Source organism: Thalassovita sp. (assembly GCF_034670005.1).
GTDB lineage: Bacteria > Pseudomonadota > Alphaproteobacteria > Rhodobacterales > Rhodobacteraceae > Thalassobius.
This window is the reverse complement of the sequence record NZ_JAXMOH010000004.1, coordinates 1-19498: the sequence shown is the minus strand read 5'-3', so window position 1 is coordinate 19498 and position 19498 is coordinate 1. Positions and strand designations below refer to the sequence as shown.

Genomic DNA, 19498 nt, shown 5'->3' with positions numbered 1-19498 from the left:
TTCGGCGCCGAAGCGCCGAAATCTTGTCAGTGGTGTCAAAATCCCGTCAGGGATTGTGATTAGCCGCGGAGCAGCTGCATCACGTTCTGCTTGGACGAGTTGGCCTGAGCCAGCATCGCGGTCGAAGCTTGCGACAGGATCTTGCCGCGCGCCAGGGCAGTGGATTCCTTGGCGAAGTCGGCATCCCGGATCCCGGACCGGGCGGCTTCGACGTTGACCGAGATGTTGGTCAGGTTCGAAATCGTACTGTCCAGACGGTTGGAAACCGCACCCAGCTGGGACCGTGCCTGGTTGACCTTGTTCAGCGCCACGTCGATCACCTTGATCGCGTTCGATGCGCCTTGCGCGGTGGTCAGGTCGATCGAAGCGACATCTTCCAGCGTCGACGAGTTTGCGGCGGCTTCGAAGAAGCTGGTGCCGGCGGCGATTACCGAGGAGCCAACCGAGAAGCCCTTGGTTGAGGTCATCGAAACCTGGCCAGAGATATGCGACGAGGTGATCGCGCCGGTGGTGTCGATCAGCGTGGTGGTGTGGGTGTCTGCCACCGCACCTGCTGCAGTACCGTCAGCATTCAGAGCGGTCACAGTCAGGGTGGTATCATCGACGCCGGTATCGTAGTTGGTCAGCTCGATATCGTTGCCTTCTTTGTCGGTCAGGACGATTTCGCCGTTGTTGTCGCCCATGGTGGCGGTTACGCCGGTCTGACCAGCCTGAGTGTTGATCGCATCGCGCAGACCACGCAGATCGCCGGTATCCGAGATGTTCACGTTACCGATCGTGGTGCCGTTCACTTCAAAGGTCACAGTCGATGCGGCCGAGAAGCCCGACAGTTTGGCTTTGGACACTGCGGTCGCTTCCACACCTGTCGAGGCCGACTGCGAGTTGATTTCGTCCGCCAGCGATTTGGCCGACTGACCCGCCGTGGTAGTGATCGATGCCGACCCCGAGTAGCCGGTGATGTCCAGAGTGGTACCTGCGGCGATACCGGTATCGGCTCCGCCGGAAGCCAGCGACACCTTGGTGTTCACTGTGTGGGCACCAATGTCGGTTGCTGCCGCGCTGTCGACGTCGATGTTGATGGTCTGACCCGAGTCAGCACCGATTTGCAGCTGCTTGCCGGTGAACGAACCGTCCAGAATTTTCATCCCGTTGAAGGTCGTGTCTTTGGCGACGCGGTTGATTTCAGTAATCAGCTGCGTACCTTCCGACGCCAGGTTGTTCCGGTCCGAAGCAGTGTTCGTGTCGTTCGCGGACTGAACAGACAGTTCGCGAAGACGCTGCAGCATGTTCGAAACTTCGACATGTGCACCTTCGGTGGTGTCCAGCAGGTTCTTACCGTCGGTGGCGTTCCGGATTGCTTGGCTCAGACCCTTGATCTGCGCGGTCATCTTTTCCGAAATCGCCATCCCTGCGGCGTCGTCGCTAGCGGAGTTAATCCGCTGACCCGACGAAAGGCGCTCCATCGAGGTTTGGAATTCCATATTCACACGCGACATCGTTGCTTGTGCCGAAAGCGCGCCAATATTCGTGTTAATAGTAGTCATGGCCGTCTCCATTAAGTTGGCTAGCGCTGTCCTGCGCTTGAAATTACCAACGACAAACGGCAAAAAAGTTTAAAGGAAACTATCAGTTTAGTAGTTATCGCATTGATATTATTGCGTTTTATTTCCTTGCATATTTCTTGACCCCGGTTTTTACGGGCTTGGTATGCTTCTTGCTCAGTTCTTTCCTGTATAGAGAATGGAGCATTCGATATGGATATCGCATCCCTTGTAGGGCTGATTGGTGCAGTTGGCATGATCATCGGTTCAATGATCGTTGCCGGCGGCCTAGGTCCGTTCATTGATGTGCCTTCGTTATTGATCGTGGGCGGCGGCACTTTCTTTGCTGTCATGTTCACCGCGCCGATGGGAACTTTCCTTGGCAGCTTTGGTTCCATGGCCAAAGCGTTCATGCCCAAGCTCCCCAAACATGGCAAGCTGGTCGAAACCATGGTCGAGCTTTCCGATCTCGCGCGCAAAGAAGGCATGATGGCTTTGGAAAACCAGGAAGTGCCTGACAAGTTCTTTGAGAAAGGTCTGCAGATGCTGGTCGACGGCGCGGACGAACCAAAGATGGTCAAACAGCTGCAACAGGAAATCAAATCCATGAAAACCCGGCACGAAGCCAGCCAAGGCGTGGTCAAGGGCTGGATCGACATCGCCCCGGCGATGGGGATGATCGGGACTTTGATTGGTCTGGTACAGATGCTGGGCAACATGGAAGACCCCAAGTCGATTGGCCCGGCCATGGCCGTGGCGCTGTTGACGACTCTATATGGTGCCTTTCTGGCCAACGTGATCTTTGGGCCGATCCTGTCCAAGCTGGAAACCTATAGCGCCGACGAAACGATTTACCGCGAATTGGTGGTCGCAGGGCTGCGCAATATTGCCAAGGGCGAATCCGGTCGTGCGGTTCAGGATCAGATGGTCGCGTCGCTTCCGCCGAAAGTCGCCGAAAAGCTGCTGGCAGCCTGACATTATATATAAGGACTGAAAATGGCGAAGAAACCGATCCCGCTGCCGGTTCAGCCGGTCGAACAACCGCCGCAGGAAGACTGCCCCAAATGCCCTCCGGTCGGTGCCCCCGCCTGGATGGCCACCTTTTCGGATATCGCCATCCTGCTGATGGCGTTTTTCGTGTTGATTCTGTCCTTTGCCGAATTCAACCAGCCCAAGTTCAAGATGATTGCCGGTTCTCTGAAGGATTCCTTTGGTGTTCAGCGTGAAATCCCGGTGATGGAACAGCCGCGCGGCACGACGGTGCTGGAACTCAATTTCAGCCCCTCACCAGAACCCTCGATCACCGACACCATGACGCAGGACACCACCACAACCGAACAACCCAAGATTCGTTCCGATCAGGACGAAAAGCAAAGACGCGACACTCAAAGCAATCAACAGGACAAGGACGAACAGAAACGTCAACTTGCCGAAATGCTGAAAAAGGCGTTGCAGGACGGCGAATTGATGGCGCGGATCGAAAACGACCAGGTGGTTCTGGATTATCAGCCCGGCACCAACACATTCGATCAAAGTGAACCGCAAACCCAGCCCTCCGATTCGATCGAACAGGCAACTGGCCAACCCCAGCAGCAGGAACAGATGCAACAGACCGAAGACCTGCTGGCCGAGGTCCTGCAGAATATCAACACGATCGCGCAGCAGGCAATGGAAACCCAATTGGAAGGCACCTCCGCAGCCGAAGGCGCCTCGGATCAGCCGACCGGCGATCCCGGTGAAGGCAAAGCGGCCGTCGCCAACGATAAATTGCAGGTGGCCCTGCGGCGCGAGGTCGGCAAAGGTCTGGTCTCGGTCGAACAACGGAACGGCAAAGTCTACGTCACTGTCGGCGCTGGTGGAGCTTTCCCATCGGGACAGGCCGACCTGACCCAAGAGGCACGCAGTATAATGGAACGCATCGCTTTTGCAGCTATGAATGATGCCAGCACCATCACCGTGACCGGTCATACCGATGATATTCCGCTGAACCCCTCGTCGCCATTCCACGACAACTGGGGACTGGCTGCGGCCCGTTCGGCCAGCGTGGTGCGCGAGTTGGCGGCGACCAACCTTGTCGATCCCACGCGCCTGACGGCAACGAGCGAAGGCGAAAGCAATCCGATTGCCGACAATTCCACCCCCGAAGGGCGCGAACTGAACCGGCGGATCGAAATCGAAATCAGCTTCTAGGCCGCCCGCGAACTGGGCACCAATACCTAAACAAAAACGCACCGCCGACGTTATCGCGGGAAAGTGGAGACAGTTATGTCCGACATTCTTAGCTCGTTGAATACCAATGGTAGCGGCCTGAATATTTCAGAGTTGTCGAAAAGCCTCGCCAACGCCGAGGTCAGCCCCCGCCGCAGCATTGTCGAGGATCGGATCGACGGGATCGAAGTATCCATTTCGGCAATGGCCGAAGCACGTTTGATGCTGGAGGATCTGGAAAATTCACTGAACGTGATCACCGGCGATTCTCTGATCCAGACCAATTCCAGCAGTTCGGCAATTTCTGCCACGGTCACCGACCCCAGCAAGGTCAAAGCCGGCAGCGCAAATATCGGCGTGGTAGCGACCGCCAAAGAACAAGTCCTTCAATTCGAGGGTTTCAGCGGCGAAGGCGCGATTGTGCAAGCCGGGACCATCAACATCGATTTCGGGGTCTGGACTGCGGATACACCTCCGGTCTTTTACCAGGGCGACCGTCCCCAAGTTTCGATGAATGTCGCAGATGGCACGACGCTCAAGCAATTAGCCGAGCAGTTCGACTATGTCGTCGGCGTCACCGCAAGTATCATTGATGTCGGCGACGGGACCTTCACGCTCGGCATCCTCAGTAATTCAGGCGGCGTGAACGGATTGAGTTTCAGCGTCACCGGCGGCGGTACCGGGTCGAGCTCGATGAAAACGGTTGCCGGTCTCACCGCTGGCGACTCGCTGACCGATACACAGATCGCGGCCGGGACCTCGCTGGACATTACCGGATCCGCCGGGGCAACCACGATCACCACGACTGCCGGCATGTCAGCCAAGGAACTGGCAGACTCCGTCAACGCAGCGACCGCCAGCACCAATGTGTCAGCAACGGCGGTAACCAACGCCAAATTGTCGGGACTGACTGCCGCGACCGACTTGTCGTTGTCGATCAACGGCACCGCCCTTGGTAACGTGACCATCGCGGACCCTCTTGACCTGACGGGGCTGCGTGACGCAATTAATGCCCAGTCTGGTCTGACCGGCGTGACCGCCGCATTTGGCGACACCAATGGCGAGGTTATCCTGACCGATAGCGCAGGCAACGACATCGCCCTAACCGGTTACGACACCAGCGTTAACGACACCGGACTGACCATTGAATCGCTCAATGCTGACCTTTCCGCGACCGGAACGACTGCCACGCTGCAGGACACTACTGGCCCGACAAATTCGGCTTTTGTCACCGGTCAGGTTGAAATGTCCTCGGCCGATAGTTTCACTGTTGCGGACAGCGTGACCGGTCAGGCATCTTTCTTCGGCGCTGCGACGAACTCATCCACTGTGAACTCGGATGCGGAAATCGCGCTGACTGATTTCGATCTCACCACAACGATCACCGACCATCAGATCCGCGCCGCCTCTGATGCAGTTCTCGAATATAACGGCATCACCGTCTACCGTTCTTCCAACGAAGTCGACGACCTGATCGACGGCGTAACGCTTGACCTCAAAGACGTTACCGGCGGTGCCGCGACGATCACCACCGCGATCGATTACGAGGAAGCTCTGGCGCGGGCACAGGTTCTAGTCGCCAAGGTCAACGAAACCTTGGAATATCTCACGGAAAAAACATCACGCGGTATCCTGGAAGGTGCCGAACCGGGTGAACTTGCAGGTGAAACCACGATCGAAGCGGTAAAAAGCAGTATCCGAAGCATGATGCGTTCTGGGATCAACGGCTTCGGTGATGAAACGATGTATCTCAGCGATTTTGGCATCTCGACGACGCGTCAAGGGACGCTGAAACTAGATGAAAAAGCATTCAATACTGTCATGAATGATACCCCGGAAAAGGTCATGGCCCTGTTTGAATCGCAGGTCGTCGCGTCAGATCCATCGGTATCGATTGCCGGTAAGCCACCAACTGGAACCGCCACCCTGACCCAAACGTTTCAACGTACCGGTGACCTCGACCCGGCCTATCTGGGCACTTCGGAACTGACCTCGTTGTTTCCCGGTGCCGGTATGACGTTCTATATCGCCGCTTCGGGGGACATGTCGGGAATTTCTCTGACCGTTCCTGATGGTGTCACTCAATTTGAGGTTTCCTATGGTCGCAGCTTTGCAGAGGAGATGCTTGACCGGATCAAAGATACATTGCTGGGCGACAGCGCCATAGCGTCAAGAGAAACAGCACTTAAAAACAACCTGACCGATAACGAAGACGAACTGGTCGTGCTTGATGATAAATACACCACTATCGAAGCGCGCTATGTGTCGAAATTCACCGCGATGGAAACGATGATCACGCAGTTGAACAATACTGGCGGCTATATCGAAAGTCTGCTGAACGCATGGGAAGCTGCGGCCAAAGGTTGATCCGGCTGAGGCGGATCGGGGCCCGAACCGACCGCCCGCCCTTCCCTTTCACAATGAATTCGGAACCCGCGCACCGTCGGGACGCAAAAAAGAGGCCGCTTCTTACGAAGCGGCCTTTCAGTCTGACAGGAGGGAGGATTTCTTGATCTACTAAGGTTTCTGAATGCCGTATTTCTTGATTTTTTCAATCAAGGTGGTGCGTTGCAGGCCCAGTGCCTGGGCGGCGCCGGTCACATTGCCTTCGCACATTTGCAACGCGCCTTCGATCATGCTGATTTCCATATCGCGCAGGATCAGACGAATATCGATCGCACCCTTGTCCCGCAGCATTTTCAAAACCGCATCCTGATCGCCAACGGCAAAGCCGCTACCTGGACCCTTGCCGGTATTTTCACCTTCGGTCTCGATCAGCAGCAGGAAATTGTCGACCTCGCCGGCATGCAGCATGCGACCGGGGAACATCACGATGGCGCGGTCCACGACATTACGCAATTCGCGTATGTTGCCCGGCCAGTTATGCGCTTGCAACCGTTCGATCGCGTCCATAGCGAAATGCGGCAGATTGGCATGAGGGTGCTGCTTGGTGTGATCACTCAACATCCGGTCGATCAATTCGGGGATTTCGTCCAGCCGCTCTGCAAGTGGCGGCACCGGAACCGGCAGAACATTGATACGATAAAACAGGTCAGCGCGAAACTTGCCCTCGGCCACGGAATCGGTGAGACGGCGATGCGTCGCCGTGATCAGACGAAAATCGACCGCGATACTTTCACGTCCACCAACGCGCTGAATTTCACGTGCTTCCAGGACCCGCAGCAATTTGGACTGCAGCGCCATCGGCATGTCGCCGATTTCGTCCAGGAACAAGGTGCCGCCATCAGCCATTTCGATCAGCCCGACACGCTGTTCCTCTGCACCGGTAAAGGCACCTTTTTCATAGCCGAACAATTCCGATTCCAGCAGTTCTCCCGGGATCGCCGCACAATTCACCGCCACCAGTTTGCCGCTGCGGCCCGACGCCTGATGAATAGCAGTGGCTGCGCGTTCCTTGCCGGACCCGGTATCTCCGCTCAACATCACGGGTGCATCTGAAGGCGATACAGCCGTCAACATCTGTTTCATCCGGCGGGTCGCGGGTGAAGATCCTACGATAAGTGCATCAATCTCATACAAAATCGGCGCTTCTGCATCGAAAAAAAGATTGCTGAAGACATTCGTCATTTACCGACCCTCGATGATGAATTGACGCCTTGTCACTCAATAAAATGACACGTCATCTTTATTCACATCATAGTCAAAAAGCCGACATTGACGCCATATCTCAGACGTTGACGGCCGGCTCTCTTAAGGAGTGCCTTACATACTTTCGTTTGTATTTTGGGGACTTGAATGTCGTCCTTAATCGGCAAATTCGATGCGCAGCTGCGCAACCAGATCGTGACGTCCCGCTGACACCTGCTGCTGATTGCGCTGGCCGCGCATATTGCGTTGCGGTTGATTCATATCGACCAGTTTCGGCAGCGGGCTTGCTGGCAGATCAGGATAGCCTGCCTGCCCGCTCTGGCTGCTCTGGTGATCCTGCCCGTCAATGGCGATCAGCGGAGTGCTGGCTAGGGCCAAAACCCCATGCTGCTGGGTCACGACAGCGTTGCGTCGCACCGGTTGCACCGTGGCCAGAGGTTCAGTTACCGGTCGGCCAGCAGCGGTCGAGGCCACGAAAGAAGGCTGTTGTTGCGGAAGTTTTGCAACCACCCGGTTAACCCGGCTCAAATAGGCCTCGCCACGATCACCGTCGGCGGAATGATAGTGCCGTGTGGCGGCATCCCAAGACCCGTGCCGGTCCTTCAACCGGGTCAGGAACTTCGCAGCATATTCGGTATTTGCCGGCGGCGACATCATCTCTTCTACCGATGCAAATTGAGAACTGTGCCAACGATAATTGATCTGCATGCAGCCGACATCGACGTTGCGGACACCGCTGTCGAGCACCTCGCGCAGTTTCTTCAGTGCCGCTTGCCGGGTCGGGAAATAGTACCCCTTGCCCTGCACGTTCAGTGTCCAGGGCCAGGCGCGCACGCCCTTTTCCCCTTGTTTGAGCCCCGTTTCGACGCGGGAAATCGCTGGCATCAGATCGCGCGGCAACCCGTGACGCACCCCGGTTTTGGCAGCAAGAGCTTCGCAATCTACGGTACTGGCCCAGGACGGAGCCGGTCCGAGAGCACACAGCCCCAGTACTAACGCAAACCCGCTTCGGATCAGTGCCTGCACCAGATTATTCATGCCCGCTCCCCTGATCAGCCCAGAAAATCGAATAACGTCCGAGACGATATCTTGGCATATGTCTGCTGCGCCGCTTCGCGGTTCAGCAAAAGCGCCTGCAATTCGGTAACCGCAGAGGCAACATCCAATCCCTCATAGCCAGCCAGAGCGCGCTCCACCATTTCCTTACGGTTGTCCAGCGCGGCGCTTTGGCGTTCGCCAACCTGCTGGATCGAACCAACTTCGGCCCGCTTATCAGCAATATGATTGAGCGCCGCGCCAATTGCACCGATCTGCGCATTCGAAGACAGGGTTTTGGGCACCAACATAGTCAGATTGCCTTCGGTACCGCCGGTCATTGGAGTGATCTTCACCTCTTTGTCTTGCCGCGCGCCACCGCCTTCCATGCGAAGATCGGACAGGGTGATGTCACCGCCCCCGCTCAGCCGGAGCGCGGCCGGATCGGAGGGGTCGATGATTGCGCTGATACCGGTTGTCGCACTGACCGCGTTCACTGCCGCCAGCAACGCATCGGGGGAACTCGCCATATAGGGCGCGGAGATAGTGGCGCTGCCTGACGGGCCTTCGATCGTCATGGTGATTTCCGCCGCCGCACCACCCGGCTTGAAGCGCAGGTCATCCGCGACGGTGACGCCGGTCTGACGCGCACCTCCCCCTTTTGACAACGTACTCAGCGTATCTTCGATGATGGAAAAGATGTCACGCGTCGTCGCAGAACCATCAGCGCCTTCGACTTCGACCTGCATGAACAGTTCATCGCCATGCAGTGACGTCGGCAGCAGGGCGTTATCGGACACCCGCAATGTATGGCGGCCAGTATCGCCGACATATTCCACATTAGACCCGTTATCGACAAAAGGATCGCCCTGAGTCTGGTAACCACCAAACAGCGCTTTGCCGGTATCGTCGCGGGTCTGCGCCAGCAAAACGAAGTTATCGCGTAATTGAACCGCTTCGATCCTCAGCGCGTCGCGTTCAGAATCGGACACCGATGCCGAAGCACCGCGAATGGCGATTTCTGAAAACCGTTCCAGAATGTTACCGACTTCTTCCAGCACCGAATCCGACAACGACAGTCGTTGGTCTGCGGTTTCCAGATTCTTTTCGAATTGTTCCAGCAACCCCTTCTGATCCTGCGCCGCCGACATGTTGAGCGCCCGCACGGGATCAACCGAAGACCGGGGATCGGATTTGCCCGCCGCGATCTGCGACTGCAGGCTGGAAATTTCCGAATCCAGCCGGGTAAAATGTTTACTGGCGAGGGTATGTTGAAGAGAAGTCCCGATCGTCATGTTTCACCTCAGAGGCTATTGAGCAGGGTCGAGAAAATGTCACGCGCCACGGACATAACCCGGGCGTTGGCCTGATAGGCCTGCTGGTATTTGATCAACGCGGCGGCTTCGGTATCAAGATCGACGCCGGACGCTTCGGAATGGGCGAGCTGCGCGGCTTCATGCTGAGCTTGCGCCACCTGCAACTTGGTCTGAACACCGGCCAGCGCACCGCCGACCTCGGTCCTGATACCGGCGAAAAGGGCGTCATAGCCGCCTGCCCCGGTTGCGGAATCGTAACTGCGAAGCGCAGCCAGAGCGCTGAGCCCACGCGCGTCACCGGCCCCGCTACTGGTGGCGCCGATATCGTATTGATCGCCGGTTTGGGTCGTGCCGGTCAGAGTCAGACTGAACCCGGCGATTTCAACATTCCCGTTTGCATCCAAAAGACCGCCGCCAAGCCGGTGACCGGTTGCCTGATCGCGCAATTCCACTTCACCGGTCCCGGCATTGAGCACTTCCAGTGTGACCGACCGGTCATCGGGTTCAGCGCCGTTACCCAGGGTGACATTCCCGCCGATTTCCAGATCACCCGCTCCGGCGACGATGATCAGGTCTTCATATGGCAGATCGGTCAACCGCAGCCATTGCGCCGAAGCCGTGCTGCCATCGGTAGACAGCTGGGTTCCAAGGTAATTATCGGCCTGTCCTGTCAGCGTATCGTCATAGATCGCGCCCGGCGCGAATCCGTTGGCTTCGGTCATCAGCGACCCCGCTGCCGCAGCACTCATCGGCGGGCCAGCAATCTGCGTGCCTTCACGGGTGAACACCATGATGTCCGAGGCCCCGCCCCCGGTATTGAGACTGGCCAGCGTCAATTCGGTGGCACCAGCCGGGACCATGCCGACAACACCGGCGGATGCCAAGGTAGCGCTGCTGCCATCTGAGGGCAGGATATCGGACAGGTTCGGCTGACTGCTGGCCGTCAGCTCTACGGTCGAAACCGACAGCTCCGCATCCCCGGTATTGGCTCCATCGGTCACCACGGTCACCCCGCCGCCGGCAGCAACCTGATCCACATCGTTCAGCAGAAACCGCATATTCTGCGCCCGACCATGATTGGCCTGAATATCGATCACATCGCCTTCGATGGGGTCGCCCGTTACGTCGATAACCATGCCATCAAGCACGACCTGATTGGCGCCCGATCCCAACAACGTGTTGCTATCGTCATAGGCCATCCACAATCCGGCGGTATCGTCCCGGACCAACCGGATATCCCCGCTGGGCGGCGTTTCACCCTCAACCTCTGATATGGTAACGATCGAGGTGCCGCGATTGGCCGGGGCGGGATCCGCAGCCCAGCCATTGAGCGAAAACAACCGGCCACCGGGATCACCATTTGCATCGCGCGACGCCATATGAACTGCGTTCATCTGTTCAGTCAGCGTCACCGCCCAGCCGCTAAGATCGTCCAGTGACGCATTGACCGCGCTCAACGCGCCGGACAACCCATGCAATTGCCCACCAGTGGCGTAGCGGGTCACGGTGTTTTCAGGCGGACTTGCGGCGATGGCAGGGCGAACCACCAGCGCTAGGTCGCTGTTCATCGTCACCCGGGCAGCTCCGCTTCTGTCCAGAAGTGTCGGACCGCCAGGCGAATTTCCCAGCGTGATGGTCGCTTCCCCTGCGTCGCCATAGCTGACCTGAACTTCGACCAGTTCGGACAGGTCCGTCAGCAGCTTGTCACGGCGGTCCAGTACCGAATTATTGGCACCAGGTACCGCAGACACGCCCAGCTGTTGATGCAGGATGTGCATTTCCTTCAGGATACCGTTGACCCGGTCGAGAACCTGACTGCCCTGACCCTGCAGATATTCCGCCAGATCAGTAATATCGTCGGCCATATCGGCAACCGAACTGGCCAGCGCCGATCCCGCGCTCAGCACAACACCACGCAGACCGGCGTCGTTGGGTACCGCAGTCAACCCTTCCAGCGCTTCGAAATAGCTGTCCAGCATTTCGGTGACCCCGCCCGCGTCGGGCAACATCCGGTTTTCCAACTGTTCCAGAGCCGGTTCCATTGTTTCGGCAGATGCCAGCGCCGAAGTTGTCTGACGCACCTGGCCAATCACCAATGCGTCGAAGGCCCGGCGCACATCCTCAATCATCACGCCGTGACCGTTCAGCGAACTGAACAAAGGGTTTGCCGAACTTCCGGACAGTTCACTGGTGATCACTTCGCGCCGCGAATAACCTTCGGTATTCGCGTTGGCCACGTTTTCACTGGTGGTGGTCAGCGCGACGCGGCTGGCCACCATGCCGGATTTCGCGACGTTGAAGAGATCGCTCATGCGTTATCGGCCTTGTGCTTCATATAGGGCGAGAACTGACGCACGATGGCGTCGGCCATGCCCAGACCGGCCTGACTGCCAGCGCTTTCGGTCAAGGTCGTGTCGAGCATGCTCTGCATCTGATCAACGCCGCTGCTCCCCAGCAAATCATCGCCCAGAGATGCCGCCCTGCCCGCTTTCAGCATCTGCTGCAGGAACAGGGCTTCAAAACCCTCGGCGGAATCGCGCATCCGCTGCATTTCTCTGGCAGCCTCGACGGTGTTGTTGCCGGTGGTATCCGGCGTCTTGATGGCCGGGAGTACGGTATTGGATGTAAGTGGCCCCACCATGACGGGTACCTCCTTAGATAATAATCAGCTCCGCCCGCAGCGACCCGGCCTTGTGAAGAGCTTCCAGGATCGCCACCAGGTCGGCGGGGCTTGCCCCGACGGCATTGATGGCATCGACCAGCGAAGACAGCGAAACGCCAGGATCGAAAACAAAGGCAGGATTGGTAGCTTCGGTGACATCGATCTGGGAATCGGGGGTGACGACAGGTTCGCCTGGGGCGACCACGACCTCACCATTTCCAGCCACTACTGTAGCCCCCTGATCGACATTGAAGTCTTCGTTCACACGAACGGTTAGCGACCCGTGGCTGACCGCCGACGGCGTCACCCGAACCGAACCGCCAATCACCACGGTACCCGTGCGGGCATTCACGATCACCTGCGCCGGCGCTTCGGCGGGGACAACTTCGATATTTTCCAGCAGCCCCATGAAGGACACGCGCTGAGCCGGATCGGCCGGGGCACGCACCCTCACGGATGTGCCATCCAGCGCCACCGCGACGCCCTTGCCGAAAATTTCGTTGATTGCCTCGACCATTGCCGATGCGGTGCTGAAATCCCCACGATGCAGGTTCAGCACCAGATATTCGGCTTCCAGAAACGGGGTTTCGACCATCCGTTCAATGGTTGCGCCACCCGGCACCCGGCCCACGGTCGGTACATTGATTACAAGTGAAGACCCGTCCTTGGCCTCGACACCCAAACCGCCGACGACCAGATTGCCCTGTGCAATGGCGTAGACTTCGCCATCGGCTCCCATCAACGGCGTCATCAACAAGGTTCCGCCTTTCAGCGATTTGGCCTTGCCCGCGGTAGACACGGTCACGTCAAGCACCTGACCAGGCTTGATAAAGGGCGGCATATCGGCCGTTACCATGACCGCCGCGACGTTCTTGGTATCCAGATCGGTTGGTTGGGTATCCAAACCCAGACGCGAGATAAGCGATTGCATCGATTGCTGCGTCAGCCGCGATCCACCATCGCCAGTTCCCGCCAACCCCATCACCAGCCCATAGCCGACCAGAGCATTGCTGCGCACGCCTGCGACCGCGACCATGTCCTTGATCCGGTCTGCCTGCGCCATTGCCGCACCTGCGAAGATGCACAGCACCGTCATCAAAGCGCTGATCAGTTTCCATATTCTGGGATTGCGTGTCATTTTATGTCCTCAACCGATCAGAACGGCGAAACCGTATCGAGACCGCGCCGCAACCAGCCCTTTTTGCTGGTATCCGCAATATCTCCGGCGCCCACATATTTGATTTCCGCATTGGCCAGACGGTCGGAATCCACGGTATTATCGGCGGTAATGTCGGCCTGCCGCACGATACCGCGCAGACGGACATATTCGTCACCGTTATTCAAAGTCAGCTTCTTCTGCCCCATCACTTCCAGATTTCCGCTGGGCATGACCCGCACGACGCTGACTGACATCCGGCCGGTCAATGAATTCGATTGGGTTGCACGACCGCTGCCATCAAAGGACCGGTCTGTGCCCGCGCTCAGGCTGGCATTGTCGAACCCGCCCACCAGTGCGGTCGGCAACTTGACCGAGAAACTATCGGATTTCGAAGTCGCAGCACCCTGCGCCTTGCTGGCGGCGAATTTTTCCTTCAGCACCACGGTAAGGATATCCCCGATCTGTGCGGCACGGCGGTCGGTGGCGAAGAGCCCCATCTGACCGCCTGAAAAAATCGCGCCACTGGCCATCCTGCTGCTGGGCTGTTGCATCGGTTCTGCATAGACCGGCTCCCAATCCGCAGAAGCCGCCGCCTCCATCTCCGTGCTACAACCAGAAACGGACATAGCGGCAGGAACACTTAACAAAACCAATACTTTATGAAAATTCATAGCCGTCTCTCCTTATAGCTTGTTGGACAGGAAGCGCATCATTTCGTCGGTGGCCGAGATCGATTTCGAGTTCACCTCGTAGGCGCGCTGCGCCTCGATCATTTCCACCAGTTCCTGCACCACATTCACGTTGGACGCTTCTAGCGCACCCTGCATCAACGAACCGGTGCCCTCCGACATCGGTTCAGCGACGACAGCCGGGCCACTGGCCTGTGTTTCAACCGAGAAATTTTCGCCGATCGGGGTCAAACCACGCGGATTGATAAAGCGGGCCAATGTCAGTTGGCCGATTTCCTGCGGAGCGACATCACCGGACTGCAGCACACTGACGATACCGTCCTTGGAGACATTCACCTCCATCGCGTTATCCGGGATGATGATTTCAGGCTGCACAGCGTAACCGCTGGCCGTTGTCAGAAGCCCGTCTGCATTGCGACCAAACGTACCGTTGCGGGTATAGCCCATCTGGCCGTCAGGCAGCAGCACCTGGAAAAATCCGTCGCCATCGATCGCGATATCCATCGCGTTGTCGGTGGTCATCAGATTGCCCTGCTGGAAAATCTTTTCGGTATTCACCATGCGAACACCGGTGCCGATTTCTGACCCTGCCGTCAGCACGGTCGTTTCCGAGGTCTGGGCCCCGGCGGGACGGAAAGATTGATACAGAAGAGACTCGAAATTCGCCCGATCGCGTTTGAAACCGGTTGTGTTCACGTTGGCCAGGTTGTTCGAAATCACCTGGATCCGCGATTGCTGGGCGTTCAGGCCGGTCTTGGCCACATGCATTGCGCTGGTTGACATGCCAATCCTCCTTCGGGCGGCTTTTCGTGCTTGATTACACTTACTGGTGCAAAAGCCGTGCCAAGAAGAGACGCAATGATTTTAAAGGGTTATTCGGGCGACCGAAGAAGCCGTTCACCAGCTTCGTCAAGTTTGCTGGCGGTAGTGACCATGCGAATACCCAGTTCGAAATTCCGCTGCATTTCGATGGAGTTCACCAGTTCTTCGACAGTGTTGACGTTGCTGCCTTCCAAAACGCCCTGCGATAGTTTCGCCAACTGATTGGGCGCGGGCACAGTGCCGTTAACCGCCCGAATTTGGGAATCGTCGGATTTGAGAAGTTGCAGGTTTTCGTCCGGTATAACGGTGGCCAATGTCGCAATAAGAAGAGGCTCTTCTCCTGCGTCTGCATCGACCGGCTGAACCCAGACTTCACCGATATCGGTGATCTGGAGATCTTTATAAAGCGGTAGTTTGACCGGCAGCATGGCGGTATCGAGCAGTACATCGCCGCCCCCATTCACCAATGTTCCATCTGCGTTCCGGCGCATATCGCCGCGGCGTGACAGTGCCGGATCGCCGACACCGTCAGGCTGAACATAGAAATAGCCTTCGCCGACAACTGCCATGTCCAGCGTTTCGCCGGTTTGTTGGAGGGGGCCGGAATCGGGGGAAAACCCCGCCGGCCCGGTCTCTGTCTGATACGCCCGGACCATGGCCGTATCCATCGCATTCGCAAACCAGGCCTTACCTTCGTTATTAAGGTCTCTGCGATAGCCCGGCACATTCTGGTTGGCCAGGTTCTGAGCTTGCGTGACGCGCTGATCCCTTTGATTGCTCAGGGCGTTCAGCGCCGTATAAATCATACGGTCCATGGTTTCAGCTTACTGTTTTACGGATTAGCTCCGGATGTTCATGATTGTCTGGGTCACCGAATTCGAGGTTTCCAGAGCCTTGGCGGAAGCCTGATAATTCCGCTGCGCAGTGATCAGGTTCACCAGTTCCGAGGTCAGGTCCACGTTGGACATTTCCAGAGAACCCGATTCAATCTTACCCATGCCGTTGGTCGCGGCGCGGCCAGAGATCGCATCGCCCGAATCAACGGTCGCGGCATAGCTGGCGTCGCCAAGCTGCCTCAAACCCTGCACATTAGGGAAGTTGACCACAGCCAATTGCCCCAAGGGAATAGAGCCCTGACCCGCATACGAAGCCCAAACGACACCATCTTCAGCAATTTCCAAACCTGACAGGCCGCTTGGACGTTGGCCATCATGCGCGCTGGTCATCACCTCGAAGCTTTCGTCGCTCATTCCAGTATCGGTCATATCCAGATTGAGCGACCAGCTGGTCGAGGAAAACGCCATCGAAGAAATGGGCGTTGAAGGTGTGCCGTATTCATCAAAGTTGATTTCCGATTCTGCAGTCGTCGCAGTGGTCAGAACTTCACCGCCCACAACCATACGGGTTTCATAGGTGGTGGAAGGATCAGCCGCCGTCGGTGACTGGTTCTGAATGAAATAGACCTGCGCCGGCACCGCTTCACCCTCGTCATTCCAGACATTCACTGCGGCGGATGCGGCAAAGGTAGTATCATCACTCGGATCGAAGGCGTTTGTCGGCGGCACGGCATCTTGGTTGCCAAACCCCGCATCGCCAAATGGTAGGTTCACCGCCAGATCAACGGCAGTTGTGGCGCTCGGTTCACCGTTTTCCGACGGGATCCGAATGCTTTGAATATCGATCTCGTTCGAAATGCTGCCATCGGCGTTGCTCGGATAGCCTTGCACGAAACCGCCCGATGCGTTCACGAGATAATTGTCGGCATTGACCCCGAAGGCACCCGCACGGGTGTAGCTGACATCGCCATTTTCCGCACCTTCGCTAACCGCGAAGAAACCTTGCCCCCGCAGAGCCAGATCGAGCGTGTTCGCAGTCTGGTTAACTGCACCTTGCGTGAAGCTCTGTCGTACAGAGTTCACCCGCACGCCCGAACCGCTTTCGGTTCCCGAATTCGCATAGGGCGAACGTGTGAACAGATCGGCAAATTCCGTCCGGCTGGCATGGAAACCATAGGTGCTTGTATTGGCAATGTTGTTCGACGTCGTGCTCAGGTCTGCCTGTGCGGCGTTCAGGCCCGACAATGCGATTGAACTGGTCATTTGCGTCCTCTTCGGTTGCGAACTTGTGAATGTCCGCGCTTAGCGCAGAGCGGTAATTTCTGAGCCCAGATAGGCTCCATAATCTTGGATCTGCAGCGTCATGCCACCGACGGAGGCATTAAGTTCAACGCTTTCGATCAAGGCGTAGACTTGGGTTGTTGCATCTTGCGTGCCATCTGCGTTGGCAGCAGTGACATTTACCCGAATTCGACGACCGTCCGTGGGGGCATCATCCCATGAAAAATCAACATTTCCAGCATATTGGTCGTTGATCGTATCACTGTGCAAAACATCACCGGTTTCAGCGTCGGTATAGGTAACAACGACAGAATCCGCATCCTGTTCCAGGATAGCGCGTCCCGCGACGGTACCGGTTCCATCAGCGCGCATCACCGACCCGTCGACCAACGCCCGCTGCCCCAGCATACCCGACGCTTCGGATATCTGCGAACTCGCCGCCATTGCTCCCATGGTGCCGTTCAGATCATCAATCCCGCGTACGGTGGACATCTGCGCCAGCTGGCTCAGGAATTCACCATTTTCCATCGGCTGGAACGGATCCTGATTCTGCAATTGCGTCGTCAGCAAGGTCAGGAAGTCCGAACTCCCCATTGAGTCCGCGCTGTTTGTTGCAGCAGAGCTGGAATTCATATCCGACAAGGTGCGAATACCGCTGACACCGCTGATACTAGCTCCGGTCATTGTCCCATCCTCATCGTCTTGGCCATCAGGGTCCGCAGGGTTGAAACGACTTCCAGAGTGTTCTGATATTGGCGGCTGGCCTCCATCATCTCGACCATTTCTTCATCTGTGTTGACCGCGGATTCGTAGATATAGCCTTCGGAATCGGCGAGCGGATGATCGGGCTGGAAGCTGCGTGTGACTTCACGATCAAGCTGCACAACTTCGGTCACGTTCACCGTGGACAATCCGGTTTGCTGCAATTGATCGTTATATTCGGTCTCGAACACCGGGCGGATGGCGCGATAGGCGTCTTCCTTGTTGGTACTGACCGTATTGGCGTTTGCCAGGTTGCTGGCCACAGTGTTCAGCCGCAGCATCTGCGCCGACATCGCGCGGCCAGAAATGTCAAAAACGTTCATAGCCATCTGTTATTCTCCTCTCATCGCCCGCGTCAGGCCCCGGATTTTGGCATTGAGAAACTCTAGGCTGGATTGATACCGCACAGTGTTTTCCGCGAACTCCATCTGCTCGACCCCCATTTCGACGGTGTTGCCGTCAAGCGATGTGATCGTCGGCTGACGATATTGCAATTGATCGCCTGCGTTGCCGCTGACCGGGATGTGACCAACGCTTGTGGTCTTCAGTTCCCCGCTGCCGATGGCCTGTTTCAAAGAGGCCTGGAAGTCGATGTCACGGGCCTTGAAACCCGGAGTCGCGGCATTGGCGACATTCGAGGCAAGGATATTGCCGCGCTGTTCGCGCAACTGCAAAGCCTGGGCATGGACGTTCAGGTGATCGCGGATGAGAGACATCGGTTGACCTCTTGTACTTGCTTTTTTTCGGTGGCCGGTCCGGTTGGTGCGATACTTGCATTTCCTGTTTCGTCCAGCGGACTGCCATTCGTAGCGATCCATGCAAGGACAATGCCAACCGGGCGAAGTGAGGAAAAACCATGGTCAGGACCAAGAAGCGTGTACCTGCGGTCATATCGAAAATCTTGAAGGCGATCGAAGACAAACCGCCGGTAGAAGCCGCCAGCCTCCTGCAGGCAGCGGCCGATGATGAGGACTCGGTTGAAAATCAGGTCCTGTTGCTACAGGCACGGATCAAACTTCTGCAAGACACGCAAAAGCCCAAGCGCACCCGACGCAAGCGCAAGCCGAAACCGGCCCCCGTGGTAGAAGAAGTCATCGAGATCGAACCGGAACCCGAAGAGGAAAAAACCGGCACGGTCACTGCGGTTGATCTGGACAATCTCGGCGCTTTATTCGGTGCTGTCGAGCGCAGCGCCGAAGCGGCAGAAGCGGCGCCGCCCCCTGCCCCCCCAAAGAAACAGAACGGAACCGGATCGGTTGATTTCGGAGAACTTAATGCGCTGATGTCCGATGACGCGCCAACACCCGATACGCAAGACGCCGTCTCTCAGCAAAAAGAAATCGACCCAGACGAAAGTGATGACACGGCCCCCTCCGCCTCGAAATCCGGGGCTTTTGAAATGCCCGACTTGTCGGCCCTGAACGATCTGGGCGATACCGGCGAAGACCCAAGCGATGATGACCTGTCGGCACTGATGAGCGCGATGTCCGGTCAGACTGCGGAGCCAGAGCCGCAGGACGAAGACACCAGCGCGGACGCCTCCGACGACGACCTCTCCGCTTTGATGGGCGCCATGCA

18 protein-coding genes are annotated in these 19498 nt (G+C 57.2%); 4 read left to right on the top strand and 14 right to left on the bottom strand.

Going from position 1 to position 19498, the window contains the following annotated elements; translation table 11 throughout:
* Positions 1-59: 59 nt before the first annotated feature.
* Entirely contained in the window at positions 60-1544 is a 1485-nt protein-coding gene (locus tag VOI23_RS09610) for a flagellin (protein ID WP_323784532.1), read from the bottom strand.
* Positions 1545-1754: 210 nt separating this feature from the next.
* Here VOI23_RS09610 and VOI23_RS09605 point away from each other — a divergent pair, with 210 nt between their 5' ends.
* From VOI23_RS09605 to fliD, 3 genes are all read left to right on the top strand, one after another.
* A complete protein-coding gene (locus VOI23_RS09605; RefSeq protein WP_323784530.1) occupies positions 1755-2516 on the top strand; it encodes a motility protein A in 762 nt (253 codons plus the stop codon).
* A 21-nt stretch (positions 2517-2537) separates the two neighbouring features.
* Positions 2538-3731: an OmpA family protein gene (locus VOI23_RS09600; protein WP_323784529.1), complete on the top strand. Its 1194-nt coding sequence runs from the start codon at positions 2538-2540 to the stop codon at positions 3729-3731.
* 75 nt (positions 3732-3806) lie between these two features.
* Entirely contained in the window at positions 3807-6116 is a 2310-nt protein-coding gene (fliD, locus tag VOI23_RS09595) for a flagellar filament capping protein FliD (protein WP_323784528.1), read from the top strand.
* A 150-nt stretch (positions 6117-6266) separates the two neighbouring features.
* Here the strand turns inward: fliD and VOI23_RS09590 are convergent, their stop codons facing one another.
* From VOI23_RS09590 to flgB, 13 genes are all read right to left on the bottom strand, one after another.
* The gene (locus VOI23_RS09590; RefSeq protein WP_323784527.1) at positions 6267-7337 is read right to left on the bottom strand and encodes a sigma-54 interaction domain-containing protein; all 1071 of its coding nucleotides are present in this window, start codon (positions 7335-7337) and stop codon (positions 6267-6269) included.
* A 177-nt stretch (positions 7338-7514) separates the two neighbouring features.
* The gene (locus tag VOI23_RS09585) at positions 7515-8396 is read right to left on the bottom strand and encodes a lytic transglycosylase domain-containing protein (RefSeq protein WP_323784526.1); all 882 of its coding nucleotides are present in this window, start codon (positions 8394-8396) and stop codon (positions 7515-7517) included.
* Between the two features lie 14 nt (positions 8397-8410).
* Positions 8411-9688 (bottom strand): flagellar hook-associated protein FlgL, encoded by a 1278-nt coding sequence (gene flgL / locus VOI23_RS09580; protein ID WP_323784525.1) that lies wholly within the window; start codon positions 9686-9688, stop codon positions 8411-8413.
* Positions 9689-9696: 8 nt separating this feature from the next.
* On the bottom strand, positions 9697-12021 hold the full coding sequence (locus VOI23_RS09575; RefSeq protein ID WP_323784524.1) for a FlgK family flagellar hook-associated protein: 2325 nt from the start codon (positions 12019-12021) through the stop codon (positions 9697-9699).
* A complete protein-coding gene (locus VOI23_RS09570; protein ID WP_323784523.1) occupies positions 12018-12350 on the bottom strand; it encodes a rod-binding protein in 333 nt (110 codons plus the stop codon). Before VOI23_RS09570 ends, VOI23_RS09575 begins: the two co-directional genes overlap by 4 nt.
* A gap of 13 nt (positions 12351-12363) precedes the next feature.
* Positions 12364-13467, bottom strand: coding sequence for a flagellar basal body P-ring protein FlgI (locus tag VOI23_RS09565; RefSeq protein ID WP_323784768.1), 1104 nt, complete (start codon positions 13465-13467; stop codon positions 12364-12366).
* 59 nt (positions 13468-13526) lie between these two features.
* Positions 13527-14201 carry a flagellar basal body L-ring protein FlgH gene (locus VOI23_RS09560; protein WP_323784522.1) on the bottom strand — a complete coding sequence of 225 codons (675 nt, stop codon included), beginning with the start codon at positions 14199-14201 and terminating at the stop codon, positions 13527-13529.
* A 12-nt stretch (positions 14202-14213) separates the two neighbouring features.
* Positions 14214-15002 carry a flagellar basal-body rod protein FlgG gene (gene flgG, locus VOI23_RS09555; protein ID WP_323784521.1) on the bottom strand — a complete coding sequence of 263 codons (789 nt, stop codon included), beginning with the start codon at positions 15000-15002 and terminating at the stop codon, positions 14214-14216.
* Between the two features lie 89 nt (positions 15003-15091).
* Positions 15092-15856, bottom strand: coding sequence for a flagellar hook-basal body complex protein (locus tag VOI23_RS09550; RefSeq protein ID WP_323784520.1), 765 nt, complete (start codon positions 15854-15856; stop codon positions 15092-15094).
* A 24-nt stretch (positions 15857-15880) separates the two neighbouring features.
* Positions 15881-17140, bottom strand: a complete 1260-nt coding sequence (locus VOI23_RS09545) for a flagellar hook protein FlgE (protein WP_323784519.1) — start codon at positions 17138-17140, stop codon at positions 15881-15883.
* A 39-nt stretch (positions 17141-17179) separates the two neighbouring features.
* A complete protein-coding gene (locus VOI23_RS09540) occupies positions 17180-17791 on the bottom strand; it encodes a flagellar hook assembly protein FlgD (protein WP_323784767.1) in 612 nt (203 codons plus the stop codon).
* A gap of 47 nt (positions 17792-17838) precedes the next feature.
* On the bottom strand, positions 17839-18249 hold the full coding sequence (gene flgC / locus VOI23_RS09535) for a flagellar basal body rod protein FlgC (protein ID WP_416376520.1): 411 nt from the start codon (positions 18247-18249) through the stop codon (positions 17839-17841).
* A 3-nt stretch (positions 18250-18252) separates the two neighbouring features.
* Positions 18253-18636: a flagellar basal body rod protein FlgB gene (gene flgB, locus VOI23_RS09530; protein WP_323784518.1), complete on the bottom strand. Its 384-nt coding sequence runs from the start codon at positions 18634-18636 to the stop codon at positions 18253-18255.
* 140 nt (positions 18637-18776) lie between these two features.
* On the opposite strand from flgB, the gene VOI23_RS09525 reads away from it, so the two are divergent.
* A partial coding sequence (locus VOI23_RS09525) for a hypothetical protein (RefSeq protein WP_323784517.1) occupies positions 18777-19498 on the top strand: 722 nt, incomplete at its 3' end.

Bases quoted from the DNA above. Each gene is read 5' to 3' on its own strand.
- VOI23_RS09605 (WP_323784530.1), top strand. From the start codon at position 1,755: ATGGATATCGCATCCCTTGTAGGGCTGATTGGTGCAGTTGGCATGATC.
- VOI23_RS09570 (WP_323784523.1), bottom strand. From the start codon at position 12,350: ATGGTGGGGCCACTTACATCCAATACCGTACTCCCGGCCATCAAGACG.
- flgL (WP_323784525.1), bottom strand. From the start codon at position 9,688: ATGACGATCGGGACTTCTCTTCAACATACCCTCGCCAGTAAACATTTT.
- VOI23_RS09540 (WP_323784767.1), bottom strand. From the start codon at position 17,791: ATGAATTCCAGCTCTGCTGCAACAAACAGCGCGGACTCAATGGGGAGT.
- VOI23_RS09610 (WP_323784532.1), bottom strand. From the start codon at position 1,544: ATGACTACTATTAACACGAATATTGGCGCGCTTTCGGCACAAGCAACG.
- VOI23_RS09565 (WP_323784768.1), bottom strand. From the start codon at position 13,467: ATGACGGTGCTGTGCATCTTCGCAGGTGCGGCAATGGCGCAGGCAGAC.
- VOI23_RS09590 (WP_323784527.1), bottom strand. From the start codon at position 7,337: ATGACGAATGTCTTCAGCAATCTTTTTTTCGATGCAGAAGCGCCGATT.
- VOI23_RS09550 (WP_323784520.1), bottom strand. From the start codon at position 15,856: ATGGACCGTATGATTTATACGGCGCTGAACGCCCTGAGCAATCAAAGG.
- flgG (WP_323784521.1), bottom strand. From the start codon at position 15,002: ATGTCAACCAGCGCAATGCATGTGGCCAAGACCGGCCTGAACGCCCAG.
- VOI23_RS09575 (WP_323784524.1), bottom strand. From the start codon at position 12,021: ATGAGCGATCTCTTCAACGTCGCGAAATCCGGCATGGTGGCCAGCCGC.
- flgB (WP_323784518.1), bottom strand. From the start codon at position 18,636: ATGTCTCTCATCCGCGATCACCTGAACGTCCATGCCCAGGCTTTGCAG.
- VOI23_RS09545 (WP_323784519.1), bottom strand. From the start codon at position 17,140: ATGACCAGTTCAATCGCATTGTCGGGCCTGAACGCCGCACAGGCAGAC.
- flgC (WP_416376520.1), bottom strand. From the start codon at position 18,249: ATGGCTATGAACGTTTTTGACATTTCTGGCCGCGCGATGTCGGCGCAG.
- VOI23_RS09560 (WP_323784522.1), bottom strand. From the start codon at position 14,201: ATGAATTTTCATAAAGTATTGGTTTTGTTAAGTGTTCCTGCCGCTATG.
- VOI23_RS09600 (WP_323784529.1), top strand. From the start codon at position 2,538: ATGGCGAAGAAACCGATCCCGCTGCCGGTTCAGCCGGTCGAACAACCG.
- VOI23_RS09585 (WP_323784526.1), bottom strand. From the start codon at position 8,396: ATGAATAATCTGGTGCAGGCACTGATCCGAAGCGGGTTTGCGTTAGTA.
- fliD (WP_323784528.1), top strand. From the start codon at position 3,807: ATGTCCGACATTCTTAGCTCGTTGAATACCAATGGTAGCGGCCTGAAT.